This window comes from Sinorhizobium medicae (assembly GCF_007827695.1).
In the GTDB taxonomy this organism is placed as follows: domain Bacteria; phylum Pseudomonadota; class Alphaproteobacteria; order Rhizobiales; family Rhizobiaceae; genus Sinorhizobium; species Sinorhizobium medicae.
Window position 1 is genome coordinate 71,515 of the sequence record NZ_VITA01000019.1, and the last position, 15,597, is coordinate 87,111.

Consider the following 15,597-nt stretch of genomic DNA (forward strand, 5'->3'; position numbering starts at 1 on the left):
CAGCTATTCGACGTCTTCTCCGCGCAAAGCGCTGTCGGTTTGTGCCGTGTGGCGCCTGTGAGAATGGCCATTGGAGACTGCGGCCATCAAGAGCGGCTTCTGCCAAAGGTAGTTGTTAATGGCGATGTTCCCGTAGGTAATCTTCCCGTCACAGGTAATCGCAATGAGCAATAATATTTGGCGCATAGTCGCTGGCTGCAGGCGGGCCTTCGAGACGACCCTCGGATGTATCCAGTTTCTCCTACGGCTAATCGAGAAACGGCAGGACAACCAGCCCTTCGGGATCGAGCCCGTGCTGGTTGCATACATCCTGTGCCAGGGAAAAGTACCGCTCGGCCTCGGCCATATCGCCGACGTCGAGACACAGTGTAGCTAGGCCGTCATAACACGGAAAGAGCATTTGCGGCTCGCCTGTTTCCCGCGCCACTTCTAGTGCCTCATTGTAACAGCGTGCCGCGAGTTCCGGCTCCCCATGGCACTGATGAATCTGTCCAAGGACTATGAGCGGGACAGGCAGATGCTCGCGCTGGTCGAGTGCGCGGTCTAGTTCGATCGCCTTTTCGGCGGCAGGAACGCCCTCGCCGCCGCAGCGGTCGGTGAAGGTGCAACTGACGACAGCCAGATTGGCGAGAAGACGCGCTTGAAAGCCGAGATCGCCAATGCGGCGCGCAACTTCGAGGCCTCGCCGACACACCTGGATTGCCCGTGCCGGATCGATCACAGTGTAGAGCACGCCAAGATTCGTGTAGCCACGGCACGCGGCGCTCAACAGGCCGGCAGCCTCGGCAACGTTGACGCTCTGCTCCACCTCTATCACCGCTTCGCGGCATCGCTCGAGCCGCGCCAGAGCGACCCCCTTTGTGTTGAGCGCCTCTGCGGTCGCGTGTGCCGCCTCCAATCTGGTCCCCTCGTCGGCATCAACCGGCAGCGACTCGGCCTGTTCGAGCGCCTTCTCAGCCCATTTTATGGCGTTGGAGTGCTCACCGATGCGAAATGCCAGACGACCACGCTCCTGGAGCAGAAGCGCCTGTTCGATACGCGCGTCAGTTCCTTCAAGCAACAGCGCCGCTTCGGCATAGTGTGCCTCGGCGTGGGTTCTTTTGCCGGCTTGCCAAAGTAGTCGGCCGAGTTTGCGCAATATCCGTGCCGCCCCAGCGCGGTCGCCTGTGGCTCGGCGAGCCACGAGCACCGTCCGGTAGTGTTCATGAGCTGCCTCTCGCCGCCCCGTCGTACCGCAAAGATCGGCGATGCGCTCGCGCAGAGAGAGCCTCAGTTCCACGGGTTCCGGGTCGTCGGCAAGCGCCGTCAGCGCCTGTTGGTAGTGCCGGATAGCGTCGTCATTTGCGTAGACCGCGCGTGCCCGGTCACCGGCCGAACGTAAATAGCGCGCACCCTTTGCCCTGTTCGGGCTCAGGCTGAAATGATGGCCGAGAAGCAGCAGGTCCTCGAGGCGCTCTGGGTCTTGCCCGCATGATTGTTCCAACGCCATCCCGACCTGCCCGTGCATTTCGGTGCGCCGCTGCAGAAGGAGGTTTTGGTAAATCACGTTCTGGAGCAGGGCCTGCGTGAAACGATACGAGCGAGACGCGATTGAACCGCCAGCGGCCACTTCCTCGATGATCTCCGCATCACAGAGAATATCTAGCCCCGTCTCGATTTTCTTTGGGTGGGCTGAAATCGCGGCAAGCAGCGTTGCGTCGAAGCGTGGACCGAGGACCGCCGCCTCTTGGGCCAGCCTTCGCGCTTCGGGCGGCAGCCTGTCCGCCCGGGCGAGCAATATTGCCTGAATACTCGCCGGAATCTCGACCGCCGTTTCACTTGATGCAGCCCGCCAATGAAGCCCGTCGCGCTCCAGGATCCCGCCCTCAATGAAGCCGCGCACAATCTCCTCGATAAATAGCGGGTTTCCGCCGGCGCGGTCGAGAATCCGGCTTCCGAGTAAGTTCAACGTCTGGTCCCATCTGTTGCCGAAAAGGGAGGCGAGCAGCTTTCGCCCACCATTGTCGTCAAGCGGAGCGAGACGAAGCGTCGTATGGCTGATGCGCCTGGAATCGAGTTGTTCCATGTCAAATGTCGGGCGATGGGTGAACACCATGATCAGCCGCTGCCGTTCCAGCCGGTCCATCAGGAATCGTAGCGCCTCCAACGACACAGCGTCGGCCCAATGCAAATCCTCCACCACTATCAGCAGCGGCCCGAGAGCCAGCCGCCTTTCGAAGATGGTGCGGATCGCAAAGAAGATCTGCCTGCGGAGTTGTTCGGGTTGGACATGCCGCAACGCGCCGTCCGGACCGCCGAGGCCGACGACATGGAGCAGAAGCGGCGTCAGGCTGACCGCCTCATCTCGGTTCAGGCCAAGTTCGCCCAGCAGATCGGAAAGCCTTGCTTTAGTCTCAGCTACCGGGCCGCCTTGCCGCATACCGGCGGCGCTTCTAACGACGGCAGCAAGCGTACCATAGGACTGCTCACCGAGCGGCGAGCAGGCTGCCTGCCTGATCGCGACAGCGGCAAAGCGTTGTTCGTCGCCAATGCGTGCGATGAATTCGTTAACCAGCCGCGACTTGCCGATCCCAGCTTCTCCGACCAGCCGCACCAGTTGGGCCGAACCTCTGCAAGCCAGATCGAGGCTCGCGAACATACGCTCGAGCTCGGCCTTCCGGCCGATCAGCGGAGTGCTGAGGCCCAGCGCCTCCAATCCACGCGCAGGACGCGGGGCTTCGCGCAACCCCTTTAGGCGGTAGACAGGTATGCTTCCTGTCTTCCCGCGCAGCATGGTCTCGCCGAGCGTCTCAAAGAAGAAGGCATGCCGGGTGAGGCGTTGGGTCAATGGCCCGACCAGCACCTCGCTGGGCGAAGCCATGGACTGTAGCCGTTGCGCTGTATTTACTGTGTCGCCGGTCACCGAATAAGATTTAGCGCTTCCCGCGCCAAAGCCGCCGGTGACCACCGGTCCGGTGTTGACGCCGATGTGGAGGATTGGCGGCGCGCCGGCCCGCGCCTGCCAGCGCTCGCCCATGCGTGAAGCCCGCTCGACCATGTCGAGGGCGGCGCGAAGCGCTCGCTCGGGGTCTTCCTCATGCGCGATCGGCGCGCCGAACAGCGCGAGCAGGGCATCGCCAATGAACTTGTCAACGAAGCCGCCAAAACTCTGGACTGCCTCGGTAAGCTCCTCGAACAGCTCATTTTGCAGTGCCTGCATGAGTTCCGGGTCGATTTGCTCGGACAGTGCAGTGAAGCCGCTGAGATCCGCGAATAGAATGGTGATGGTCCGGCGGTCGGCATCGACGGCGGGCAGGGCCGGTTGCTTAATCTTCTCGGTCAGCGCCGAAGCGGCGCGGCTGGTAGGCTTCCCCTCTGCGCCCGCATCGTTCGTCGGAGCGCCGCATTTTGGGCAGAAGGCAAAGTCAGACGGGCACGGGTAGCCGCAGCCAAGGCAGGACGTTGGTTGCCTCATGCCGCAAGTAGGGCAGAAGGCAAAGCCGCCTTGGATCTCGAGCCCGCAACCCGCGCAGTTCATCGATTGACCCCATGCGATCATCGATAGGCCTCGGACCAGTTCCAGAAGTGTTCCAATACGGAGAATGAGAATGGACCCGTAAGGGTAAACGGGCAAGCAGCGAGAACAAAACGACGCTGACGGGACGCCAGCAGCCAACCCTAGCGTGGCGGAGTGCCGAGCGCGTTCCAACGGCCGTTATCTACCTGTTTTGGCCCTCGCGTTCGACGGCCTGACCGATCAGCCTCCGAGACACGTGTGACTTGCAATGGTCGCAATGATTGGGCTCCGAAGCCGGACGGCACCTATATTCGCATCGTACGCTTCACGACAGCCTGCTCAACGAAGAGCCAAACTCGCTCCGCGAGGTGATCTCCTAACATGAAGTTCTGACCTCTCATGTTTTCGAGAAGCAGGCAGTCGGCAGCCTGAAGCTGAGGGTGCACGGCTTCAACTGAGGACGCCGCGTGCGGTTTCGTCCTGGATTTCGAAATCGTGGTCTAGCGGCGGAGAATGGCATCCGCCGCTTTTTCCGCAATCATGATTACCGGTGAGTTCGTGTTTCCGGAGACGATGCTGGGCATGATCGAGGCGTCGACGACACGCAAGCCATCAAGACCATGAACCTTAAGCGAAGGGTTCACCACCGCCATCGGATCGCTGCCCATCTTGCAGGTGCCCACCGGGTGAAAGATCGTCGTCGCGATGTCGCCGGCCCGGCGGATAAGTTCATCCTCGCTTTGGAACTCCGCGCCCGGCAGCATTTCTGCCGGCTTAAATCGTGCGATCGCCTTTGTCGCCATCAGGCTGCGGGCATGGCGGATCGCCTGCGCCGCAAGGAGCCGGTCACCGGCCGTCGACAGGTAGTTCGGCCGGATATCGGGTGCGGCGGAGGCATCCCCTGTCGTGACATGCACACTTCCCCGGCTCTCCGGCCGCAGATTGCAAACCGACACGGTGACGGCGGGGTGTTTGTGCAGCGGCTCTCCCAAACGATCGGTGCTCAGCGGCTGCACGTGATATTCGAGATCTGCGGTTGCGACGGACGGGCTGCTCCTGGCGAATATGCCGAGCTGACTCGGCGCCATGGATAGTGGGCCTGAACGCCTCAGCATGTATTCGAGGCCCATTCCCATACGGGAAAAAACGCTGTGATAGAGCTGGTTCAGCGTTTTTGCCCCTTCGATGCGAAAAACTGTGCGGATCTGAAGATGATCCTGCAGATTTTCGCCGACACCCGGGAGATCGTGGACCAGCTCTATACCGGCCGCCGAGACGACGTCCGGTCGCCCCACCCCGGACAGCTCGAGGATTTTCGGCGAGTTGATCGCGCCTGCAGAGAGAATGACCTCGCGGGTCGCTCGCGCCTCCCGGATCCGTCCGTGCAAGCGGAAGCGGATGCCCTTCGTCCTGCGGCCCTCGAAGATCAGGCGCTCCGTCTCTGCGCCGGTCAATACCTTGAGATTCGGCCGCTTCATAGCGGGGCGCAGGAAGGCCTTCGTCGTGTTCCAGCGCACGCCGCCACGCTGGTTCACCTCGAAATAGCCGGACCCCTCGTTGTCCCCGATATTGAAATCTTCCGTCTTTGGAATGCCGAGCTCCTCCGCCGCATCGCGAAAGGCGTCGAGGATCGGCCAGGACAGGCGTTGCCGCTCGACGCGCCATTCCCCGCCTGCGCCATGCATCGCCGACGTGCCGCGGTGGTTATCCTCCGATTTCAGGAAATAGGGAAGCACATCGTCCCAGGCCCAACCGGCGTTGCCGGCTTGGCGCCAGCCGTCGTAGTCGGCCGCTTGACCGCGCATATAGATCATGCCGTTGATGGAAGAGCAGCCGCCCAGCAGCTTGCCACGCGGATAGGGCAGGCTGCGTCCGTTGAGACCGGGCTCCGCAGCCGTCCTCATCATCCAGTCGGTTCTCGGGTTGCCCATGCAGTAGAGATAGCCGATCGGTACATGAACCCAGTGGTAGCGGTCACTGCCGCCTGCTTCGAGCAGCAGGACCCGGTTTCTCGGGTCGGCCGAAAGCCGGTTTGCGAGAACGCAGCCAGCGGAGCCGGCGCCGACGACGATGAAATCGTATGTTTCGTTCGGATGCGGATTCACGCCGCCGCTCCCGCCGTCGTGGCCTCAATTGCCGAGAGGCGCCGCCAGAGCGGCGCCATTGCATCGGCGATGTCTCGGTAAAGTGCGTAGCGCCGGGCATAATGCGGTTCGCGTGCCGTATTCGGGCGATAGTGCCGATCGGTTTTCACCATGGCCGCCGCACCCTCTGCAAAATCCGAGAAAATACCGACGCCAGTGCCCGCCGCGATTGCCGCACCCAAGGCGCCCGTCTCACGCGAGCGCGCGACAGAGACCGGCACGCCCAGCACGTCGGCGAATATTTGCGGCCATACCAGGCTGCGCGAGCCGCCGCCGGAGAGTATCGCCTCGTCGAAGTCGGCGCCCGCTTTCCGTATAGCCTCGATATGCTGGCGGTGACCAAAAGCCACGCCTTCGAGGACCGCTCGGACGAGGTGGCCCTTCGTGTGCCAGCCGGCGATGCCGTAGAAGCCGGCCCGGGCGCTGCCGTCCTGTTGGGCGCCGTAGAGAAAGGGATGGTAGAGGGGGTCGTCGGAGGCAGGCTCGCTCGAGGACGCCAGCTCGCAGCAGAGATCGAACGGAGAGCGCCCTTCGCAGCGAATGTCGGAGAAGAACTCGCGTACCAGCCACTCGAGGTTTGCCGCGGATGTCGCGCTGGACTCTATCGCCATGTAACGGTCGCGGTCGAACGTAGAAGACATGAATACCGGTCCATCGAGCTCTGGGCCTTCGATGATCACCTGGTTGATGCTCCACGTCCCCGCGATGATGGAAGCGGCGCCCGTGCGCGTAACCCCGGAACCGATCGCCGAGGCAACCACGTCGAAAAGGCCGCCGACCACCGGTGTCCCGGCGGCCAGGCCCGTCTCGGCCGCGGCAGCCTCGGTGAGACGACCTGCGATATCGGCGCTTTCCACAAGCGGCGGCAGAAGGTCCATGCTGTCGGACAGCCCGTATGCCGCCATGAGCGCCGCGTCGTAGTGGCGGCCGGCGAGATTGAGCAAGCCGCAGCCGGTCATGTCTGAAACGTCGCTGACGCGCGCGCCCGTCAGTCGGTTGACGATGAAGTCCTTACAGAGAAAGACCGTGCCGAGGCTTGCGAAGACCTCCGGCCGGTGCCGCTTCAACCAGGCGAGAAGGGTCGGGGTCTGCGAGGGCCAGGGCCGCTGCCGACCGATAGGGTAGGTCCGTTCCCCGACACCTTGCGACTTCCATTCGTCGACCAGTGCCGCCGCTCGGGTGTCGAGCGATTGGATAGCGAGAAGCGGCCGTCCATCCCGATCGAGCGCGTAGAGCCCGTTGCCATGGCCGGCGCAGCCGATTGCCCCGATTTCGCCGGCGTCGATCTCCGCCTCATCTATGCATGTGCGGATAACGCGGCGTGCATTCTGCCAAAGCTCGTCAAGGCCGCGCTCGACATGGCCCGGCGAGGGCATCCGGCTGTGTCCCTCGGCCGCGGCGGAGGCGATTTCACTGCCCTCCCGGTCGAAGATCACCGCTTTGATGACGGTGTTGCCGGCATCGAGTCCCAAAAGATAGCGTCCCATGCAAAACCCCTCCCAAGTTCCGAAAGCCGATCAGCCCTGCCGATACAGCGAGAAAGCCTCTTCGCCGCTGGCATTCTCGTGCACGATCGCCATCAAGCCGCGCACCACGGCTTTCGGATCGGGGTGCTGATAGATGTTGCGCCCGTAGACCATGCCCATCGCTCCCTGCTTCATCAAGGCTGACGACTTGTCGAAGACGGACCGCAGATCCTCCTTGCCGCCGCCGCGCACGAGAACCGGGCAGCGCGCAGTCTCCACCACCCGATGGAAATCCTCCGCATGAGTGGTGGGATCCGCCTTGATGATGTCGGCCCCCATCTCCCGGGCTAGACGTGTGAGGGTGACGATCTTTTCGGCGTCGCCGTCGACCATGTAGCCGCCATGCTCGGTCACCGGCTGCATGACGAGCGGCTCTATCATGAGCGGCATACCATATGTGTCGCAATCTGCCCGGACGCGGGCGATATTCTGCACGCATTGGCGGAAGAGATCCGGTTCGTCCGGCAGCATGAACAGGTTGACGACCACGCAGGCCGCATCCATCGCAAGCGCCCCGATCAGGGGCTCGGCCTCGTTCTGCAACACCGCCCACATGTCGCGGTGACGCAGGCGATTATAGGGATTGCCCATGTCGAGGCGCATTACCAGCGCCGGCCTGTCCTTGCCGGGAAGCTCCTGCAGGAGATCGGCCTGGCCGAAATTCATCTGAATGGCGTCGGGTCCCGCCTCGACCAGCGCGCTTACCACGGCCTCCATGTTTTCCAGCCCGCTCAGAAAGGACGGCTCGTTGCAGACCCCGTGGTCGATGGCGACATCCAGGCAGCGTCCGCCGTTGAACATGCGGTTCATCCGCACCTTGCGATTGCTTTTCATACTCTTCTCCTTCTTCAAATGTTGCGCAGTGCACGTGCGTCGTGGCGGCTGCAAAGGATCGCGGTGTCAGCCAGCTGCCATGGCCTTGTCTCCAGGCTGGTGCGTTCGAGCCCCGAGCGTCTGCTCGTCGATGCCATGGCGTTCTAGCAAGAGTGCAAGGCACCGGGCCCGCTCGCTCAGCCGGCGCGCCGTCGACCACCCCTTCTCCTCCGCCAGGAGTTCGAGTGCAGCGTCCAGAATGCCGAGGGAGAGCGCGCCGGAAACGGCGAGCGTGGTGCGGCGCAAGAGCAGGTCGTCCAAATGCTCCACCGCCTCGTTGCGGATCAGGAACAGAACTTCGCGTGTTGAATAATCGGCACCCGGGATCACGGCGTCGCTTGCCTGACCGATGAATGACGCCACCGGTTCGGCATCCGTACCGTAGCGGGAGAACAGTTCGGCCGCCTGTGTCCGGGGCAGGCCGAAGCGGAGGGCGAGTGCGGAGATCCAGCTGTCCCGATCGGCCGGAAAATGGCGGCCACCGCCGATTGCGCGGTCGGCCGTCGAAACGTGGCGCGGACGGCCGAGCCGTTCCAATGCCATATTCGCGGCAAGCTCGCCGAAGGACCGAAACGTCGTCCACTTGCCGCCGATCATACAAAGTACCGGTGTGCCGGCATTCTCGATCGTGGTGCAGAAATGGTCGCGCGGGATGCGGCCGGTGAAATTGTCGCTGCTCGCGGGCAGCGGTCGCACGCCGGAGAACTGAAACACGATCTCCGTCGGCGCGATCTCGATGCCGGGCAGCACGAAGGCCAGCGATTGCAGAATGTAGTCGCGTTCCTCTTCCTCGCACCTGACCGTCTCGGGATCGTCGACTCGAATGTCGGTCGAGCCGACCAGCACCTTGCCGAAATAGGGGAAGAGGATGCAGATGCGGCCGTCCTCGTTCTCGTAATAGATCATGTGATCTCCGAGCGCTTCGCGCAGTTGCGGATTGTCTATAACGAGATGCGAGCCTTTGGTGCCGCCCACCAGCGGGCCGCAGCCGTTGTCGGGCGGCAGCAGCGCACCGTTGGTGATGTCGATCCAGCCGCCGGTCGCGTTCACGATCAGCCCGGGCTTGATCTCGACGCCGGCCCCGTCGATCGTGTCTACCACCAGAAAGCCACCGCTCTCGCTTCTGCGAAGCTCCGCATAGTTCAGCGCGGCCGCTTCGGACGAGGCGGACAGGCCATCCTGCAGCAGCTCCATTCCGATCCGCTCGGGGTGGCGCACCCATGCGTCGTAATAGGTGGCGGAACTGCGGATCGTCGGATTGAGAGCGGGCCATTTCGCGAGCGTCGAACGACGGCCGCGAAACCTGTGGCGCGGCATCAGCGCCCGCTTGCGTGTCAGCAGGTCATAGATCGAAAGTCCCGCTTTGATGGCGATCGCCCCGCGGCGGCTCGGTCGACGGCTCAGGCCGAGGAAGCGAACGATGCCGTTGGCAAGGCCGGAAAAAACGTCGAAGATCGGGACGGTCGTCGCAAGTGGCGCGACGAGGTGCGGCGCGTTTCTGAGCAGCCGGTCCCGCTCGACGAGCGATTCCTTTACCAGCGTGAATTCGCCGTTTTCGAGGTACCGCAGGCCGCCATGAACCATTCGTGACAATGCAGCACTCGCACCCGAGCAGTAGTCGTGCTTCTCGATGAGCAGAACGCGCAATCCCTGCAGCGCGAGTTCGCGAAAGACGCTGAGCCCGTTGATGCCGCCGCCGAGGACGCACACGTCCACCTTCGGGCTCCGGCGAAGCCCGTCAAAAATCTCTGTTCTTGTCATGGGGCGGTCCGCTACCTGTCCATGTTTACCAGCGCAGCCGCTCTTGCGGCATTGATCGCCGAGAGGTCGTCCGCGTTGAGCCGGATTGTGCCGGCTCTTGCATTGTCGCGTGCCTGAGCCGGATTGCGCGCGCCGCAGAGCGCGAAGGTGATGCCGGGCTGTGCCAGGGTCCAGGCGATGACGATCTGGGCGATCGTCGCCTCATGCTTCTGCGCGACCGGCCGGATCGTTTCGGCGAAACGCATGATCTTTTCGCGGTTTGAGGCCGAGAAGCGCGGATTGGCCTTGCGCTGGTCGTCTCCGGAAAACACGCGTTCTGGTCCGATCCTCCCGGAGAGGAGCCCCAGGGCCAGCGAAGAATAGCTGAGTGTAGCCACCCCGTTCGCGGTTGTGACCGGCAGGAGATTCCCTTCGATCTCCCGGTCGAGCATGCTGTACCGTTCCTGGATTGCATCGAGGCCGCCGATCTTCACATAGATCTCCAACTCTTCCAGGTTCACATTGCTGGCGCCGATCGCGCGGATCTTGCCCGCGGCGCGCAGCTCCTCGAGCGCCTGCATGGTTTCCTCGATCGGCGTCGTCGGATCCTGCCAATGGGTGATGTAGAGGTCGATATAGTCAGTGCCGAGTCGTTTAAGGCTTTGCTCGACCTCGTGAAAGATCGACTCGCGGCCGAGATGTCGATGCACGGGTTTGCCGTCCTGGTCGAAAAAATGGTTGCCCTGTCGCGTATGCCAGACGAGGCCGCATTTCGTCGCGATCACCGCCTTGTCCCGGCGCCCGACCAGCGCCTTGCCGACGATTTCTTCGGCCCGTCCGAGCCCATAGGCGGGTGCCGTGTCGATCAGCGTTACGCCTGCATCCAGTGAAGCCTGGATGGCGGCGACGGACTCGCGTTCGTCCGTGCCGCCCCACATCCAACCGCCGATCGCCCAGGTGCCGAGGCCGACTGGAGAGGCCGCGATCCCGGAGCGACCGATCATCCGCGTCATTTGCTGTCCGTTCATGAATGTTCTCCGACTTCCTTGGCCAGTTCGAGTATGCGCGAGCCCGTTGCCTGATCGGTAACGAGTGTGTCCAGATGTTTGCCGCGCATGACGCTCAGGATCGGCCCCGCCTTGCTCGGACCGCTTGCGACGCCAATCTTCATGGGGATGGAGGCGAATTCCGAGAGCGTCAGCGATACGAGGCGCTGGTTGAGGCCATAGCCGCAGACGCGCCCTTGATCATCGAGGAGATGCGCGAGCAGCTCGCAGGATGCACCGGACTGTTCGATCGCCGCGCGGTCGGTACTGGAGGAGGGGTGCAGGTCGTAATAGCTGGAGTCGTCCGAAAGGATCGAGCCGATGCCGACCACGGCAATCTTCGCTTCACGCGCCTGCTTGAAGACGTCGGCGACTGCGCGCATGCCCAGCAGCATTCTTCGTTCCGCTTCGCTGTCGGCAAAAAGAGGCGCATGGATCTGGAAAGAATGGCCGCCGAGCCGATCCGCCATCAGGGTTGAGACGTGATTAACGTCGGTATAGTGCTTGCCCTGAACGCAGCCTGTCGCGGGAATGACCTCGATATCGTACCGGCGCGGCGGGTGGAGACCGGCAACGACGGCGCTCACGCCTTTGCCACCGGTGATGCAGATCGTGTCGCCATCGGCGATCTCCTCGAGCATCAGTCTTGCTGCGGCCTCGCCGACCGCTTGCAAGGCGGTCTGCGGATTGTCGGAGGCTGTCGGCACGACCACCGCCCGGCTGATGCCGCCAAGCGCAAGCAATCTTTCCTCGATCTCGATCAACGGCTCCACAGGCGATTTGATCTTTATCTCGACGAGGCCGAGCTGTCGGCCGCGCTTGATCAGGCGATTGACGGTCGCATGCGAGATGCCGAGCTGATCGGCGATCTGCGCCTGCGTCAAGCCTTCCAGGAAATGCAGCACCAGGGCTTGGTGCATCTGCCTGGCGATGACGATTTCCTCGCGCGGGCCGGATGTGGATTTCGGTTTGGCGTTCGGCATGTCAGGCAGCCTTCCGCTTGTGCAGCATGTGATCGATCGAAACGGCTGCGAGCAGTATGCAACCCTTGATCATATCCTGCCAGTAGACGGAGACGTCGAGCAGGATCAACGAGCTGGTGACGACGGACAGGAGGGCGATGCCGAGAATGGCGCCCAGGATCGTGCCCGATCCGCCGTTGAGGGAGGCGCCGCCGATCACTGCCGCGGCGATAATGTTGAGTTCCATGCCGACCCCGAAGGTCGGCGTCGCCGCGCCGAAGCGCGCCATATAGATGGTCCCCGCCACACCCGAGAGCGTCGTGCAAAGGACCGTCACCCAGAATTTGACGTCCTTGGTCTTGATACCGGAATAAAGGGCGGCCTTCTCGTTGCTGCCGGTATAGAAGACCTTGCGGAACGCGGTTGCCCGGCGAAGGAGGAAGTCGAACACGGCAACGACGGCGATGAAGATCACGATCACATAGGGTACGCCAAAAAAGGTCCCTTGGCCGACCGCCTTGAAGGCGGGCGGCAAGGTGAAGAGCGACAGCGGCGTGCCTTTGGTGATCACCAGGCAGAGACCGCGCACGATCACCATGGCCGCAAGGGACGTTATGAAATGGTTGAGCCCGACCACGGTCACGAAGAAGCCCATGATGCATCCGATGGCCGCACTGGCGGCAATTCCGACGAGCGATGCCGTCCAAGGGTCGACCCCCATCAGGAAGAGCGAGCCGGAGAGCACCATAGAGAAACAGACGACGGAACCGACAGAAAGATCGATGCCGCCGACGATCAGCAGGATCGTCATGCCGACGACGACAATCCCCTCGACGGAGAAGGACATGAGCATCGCCCGAAAATTGCCGAGGGTCAGAAAGTGCGGCGAGGCGAAGCTCATGATCACGCAGAGCGAAAGGATGATCGCGATCAGCCCGGCCTCGCGCATCGTCCCGATCCGTTTCCAGGCCGGCCTGCGCGCGTCGTGCGCAACCGGCAATATGTCGACTGCCATAGTCCTGTCTCCTGCTTCTTCAGGCCGCATGCCCGGATGCCTTTGAATTCGTGTTGGCCTCCGGGTCGATGCCGGATGCAAGCCGCATGATCGCCTCCTCGGTCATTTCATCGCCCGAGACCTCGCCGGCTATACCGCCTTCGCGCACTACCAGGACCCGGTCGCAGAGGCCGATGAGCTCCGGCAGTTCGGAGGAGATGACAAGGATGCCGATACCCGCGCGGGCAAGATCGCGCAGCAATCGGTGAATTTCCGATTTGGCGCCGACATCGATCCCACGCGTCGGTTCGTCCAACAGGATCACCTTCGGGTTGACGGCCAGCTGCTTGGCTATCGACACCTTCTGCTGATTGCCGCCCGAAAGCGAAGAGACCGGCATATCGACACCGCCCATCCGCACGCCAAGTCTGCGGGCCAATTCTTCGGCGAGCGATCTTTCCTTGCGGAAATTGAGCAGGCCGAATGAGGTCAACGCTTTCAGATCGAGCGCGGCAATGTTCTGAGCGATCGACATTTCGAGGAATATGCCGGAGCCTTTCCGATCCTCTGAAAGATAGACGACGCCGGCCTTCGCTGCATCGGAATAGCGGCGCAGTCGAAGTACCTTGTCATGAAGCCGGATTTCGCCTTGCGTCGCTGCGCGCAGCGCGCATATGCCCTCGGCGATTTCCGTCCGCCCGGAACCGATCAGGCCACCAACGCCAAGGATTTCGCCGTGGCGCAGCTCGAAGCTGACGTCGCGGAAACGCGCGCCGTCACCGAGCTTCTTGACCGACAATATGGGCTCGCCGACGCACCCCGACTGGCCGTGCTTCTCCGGATAAAGCTGATCGATCTCGCGGCCGACCATGAGCCGGACAACGTCGTCAGGGGTGATGTCCGCAACGGTTTCGGTCGCAACATAGCGTCCGTCGCGGAAAACCGTCACCCGGTCGCAAAGGCTGAACACTTCCGCCATGCGGTGGCTGATATAGATGATCGAGATGCCGCGCGCCTTGAGATCGCGGATGATGCCGAAGAGGACCTGAGCTTCGGTCTCGGTCAGCGCCGCCGTCGGCTCGTCGAAAATGAGCACGCGGCAGTCAAGCGTCAGCGCCTTGGCGATCTCGACGAGTTGCTGGCTGGAGATCGATAGGTCGCCGACTTTCTGACGGACATCGATCGGCGCCAGACGGTTCATCAGGATTTGGGCGTCCCGCTCCAGTTTGCGGTAATTCATCAGAACCGAGCGCCGGCGGTTGGTCGCCGCCATGAACATGTTTTCCGCGATCGTCGCGTCCGGGCAGAGCGCTATCTCCTGATGGACGAGCCCGATACCGAGCGATTGCGCGACCGCGGGCGAAGCGATCCTCACCGGCGCTCCCTCGACGAGGATTTCTCCTTCCGACGGCTGCAGCACGCCGGCGATGACGTTCATCAATGTCGACTTGCCGGCGCCGTTCTCGCCGCAGAGCGCGTGAACCTCGCCCCGCTCGAGCCGGAAGTTTACGGCTGTCAGGGCCTTCACGGCGCCGAAGTGCTTGCTGACATTGCGGATGTCGAGCACGGTCTCGGATGTCATCGCGATTTTTCCCCCGCTTGATCGGCCGCCTGGGGAATCCGGGCGGCCGCTCACTGCGACCTTATTCCTCGATACCTTTGGTGCCGCGGCGCTTCAGGTATTTGTCCCAGTAGAAATCGTCTGCGTTTTCGGCGGTAACGATCGACAGGCCGTTGTCGACGACGGGAATGCTCATCGGATTGAAACCGGAACGCTTGGCGTCGTTCATCGGGTCTATCAGCTCCGGATGTTTGGCCAGCCAGAGCATGAGGAAGCCCATATAGCCTTGCATGCCCTGGTTCGGATTGATCGATCCGAAGACCTCTCCCGCCTTGATCATGTCGAGGATATTGGCGTTGACGTCGGCGCACATGACGAGCACCTTGCCGCCGGTTTCCTTGTTCGCCTGTGCCGCACCGATCGCCGAATTTGCTTCGGGCATGAAGACGGCGCTAAGGTTCGGGTTTGCCTGGATAAGGCTCGTAAGGCCCTGATAGGCCTTGTTAGGGTCCTGGTTGGAGGCGGCGCGGCCGACGAGCTTCATGTCGGGCCATTTCTCCTCCATGCGGCCGATGAAGGCGGCGATGCGCTTGTCATGATTGTCCTGGCCGGGATTTTCGAGCACGGCATATTCGCCCTTGCCGCCGAGCTTTTCGGCGATCTTGTCTGCGGCGTAGATCCCCTCGCGGGTATTGTCTGAAGTGATGTAGGAAACGCGCTTGGACAGGGGCGAGTCGGCGGCGAAGGTCACGACCGCCGTGCCCTGGTCGGTCGCCCGGTTGATGGGTTCGATGAACGGATCGGAGTTCATCGGGTGAACCAGGATGCCGGCTGGGTTCTGGGCGAGCGCCTGGTCGAAGCTGGCGATCTGCTTGTTGACGTCATATTCCGGCGTTCCGGTGTATTCCGTCTCGCAGCCGAACTGCTGTCCGGCCTGCTTGAACATCTCGTAAACCGGGAACCAGTATTCGACGCCGGATACCATCACGTTCATGACGTATTTTTCGCCCGGTTTGCAGCGGAACGGGTTTTCCGCCGCGGCTGCGGCCGCGCCGGAAAAAAGCGTGGTTGCTAGAACCGCCATTGCGGTCGTGCTGAGAAAATTGCGCAAGAGTCCTCCTCGAGGCCGAAGCCCCTCCCAATAACCGCGTCGGCGCGCCAAACGCAGCCGCTATCTTCGTGAAGTCCGGCCTTCCTCCTCGAAGTCCGGTAAGAGGCAGGTAACTCTAGGATGGAAAGGATGTCAATATATTTC

10 protein-coding genes are annotated in these 15,597 nt (G+C 62.4%); all 10 read right to left on the minus strand.

All coding sequences use genetic code 11. The features are described from left to right. Positions 1 to 247: 247 nt before the first annotated feature. The 10 genes from FB009_RS25955 to FB009_RS26005 all read right to left on the minus strand — a co-directional run bounded on the left by FB009_RS25955 (position 248) and on the right by FB009_RS26005 (position 15,453). Positions 248 to 3,517 carry an adenylate/guanylate cyclase domain-containing protein gene (locus FB009_RS25955; RefSeq protein ID WP_101804542.1) on the minus strand — a complete coding sequence of 1,090 codons (3,270 nt, stop codon included), beginning with the start codon at positions 3,515 to 3,517 and terminating at the stop codon, positions 248 to 250. 479 nt (positions 3,518 to 3,996) lie between these two features. Next, a complete protein-coding gene (locus tag FB009_RS25965) occupies positions 3,997 to 5,601 on the minus strand; it encodes a GMC family oxidoreductase (RefSeq protein WP_101804529.1) in 1,605 nt (534 codons plus the stop codon). Further along, positions 5,598 to 7,127 (minus strand): FGGY-family carbohydrate kinase, encoded by a 1,530-nt coding sequence (locus tag FB009_RS25970; RefSeq protein WP_011969247.1) that lies wholly within the window; start codon positions 7,125 to 7,127, stop codon positions 5,598 to 5,600. The genes FB009_RS25965 and FB009_RS25970 overlap by 4 nt, the downstream gene beginning before the upstream one ends. 30 nt (positions 7,128 to 7,157) lie before the next feature. Then, positions 7,158 to 8,000: a class I fructose-bisphosphate aldolase gene (locus tag FB009_RS25975; protein ID WP_101804527.1), complete on the minus strand. Its 843-nt coding sequence runs from the start codon at positions 7,998 to 8,000 to the stop codon at positions 7,158 to 7,160. 66 nt (positions 8,001 to 8,066) lie between these two features. Continuing rightward, on the minus strand, positions 8,067 to 9,800 hold the full coding sequence (locus tag FB009_RS25980; RefSeq protein WP_024311972.1) for a glycerol-3-phosphate dehydrogenase/oxidase: 1,734 nt from the start codon (positions 9,798 to 9,800) through the stop codon (positions 8,067 to 8,069). A gap of 11 nt (positions 9,801 to 9,811) precedes the next feature. Beyond that, a complete protein-coding gene (locus FB009_RS25985) occupies positions 9,812 to 10,807 on the minus strand; it encodes an aldo/keto reductase (protein ID WP_101792631.1) in 996 nt (331 codons plus the stop codon). Further along, entirely contained in the window at positions 10,804 to 11,808 is a 1,005-nt protein-coding gene (locus FB009_RS25990; RefSeq protein ID WP_028053688.1) for a sugar-binding transcriptional regulator, read from the minus strand. Before FB009_RS25990 ends, FB009_RS25985 begins: the two co-directional genes overlap by 4 nt. A gap of 1 nt (position 11,809) precedes the next feature. Then, positions 11,810 to 12,802 (minus strand): ABC transporter permease, encoded by a 993-nt coding sequence (locus FB009_RS25995; RefSeq protein ID WP_011969242.1) that lies wholly within the window; start codon positions 12,800 to 12,802, stop codon positions 11,810 to 11,812. Positions 12,803 to 12,821: 19 nt separating this feature from the next. Then, a complete protein-coding gene (locus tag FB009_RS26000; RefSeq protein ID WP_101792630.1) occupies positions 12,822 to 14,363 on the minus strand; it encodes a sugar ABC transporter ATP-binding protein in 1,542 nt (513 codons plus the stop codon). A 61-nt stretch (positions 14,364 to 14,424) separates the two neighbouring features. Next, complete coding sequence (locus FB009_RS26005) at positions 14,425 to 15,453, minus strand: substrate-binding domain-containing protein (protein WP_011969240.1); 1,029 nt, start codon at positions 15,451 to 15,453, stop codon at positions 14,425 to 14,427. Between the last annotated feature and the right edge of the window lie 144 nt (positions 15,454 to 15,597).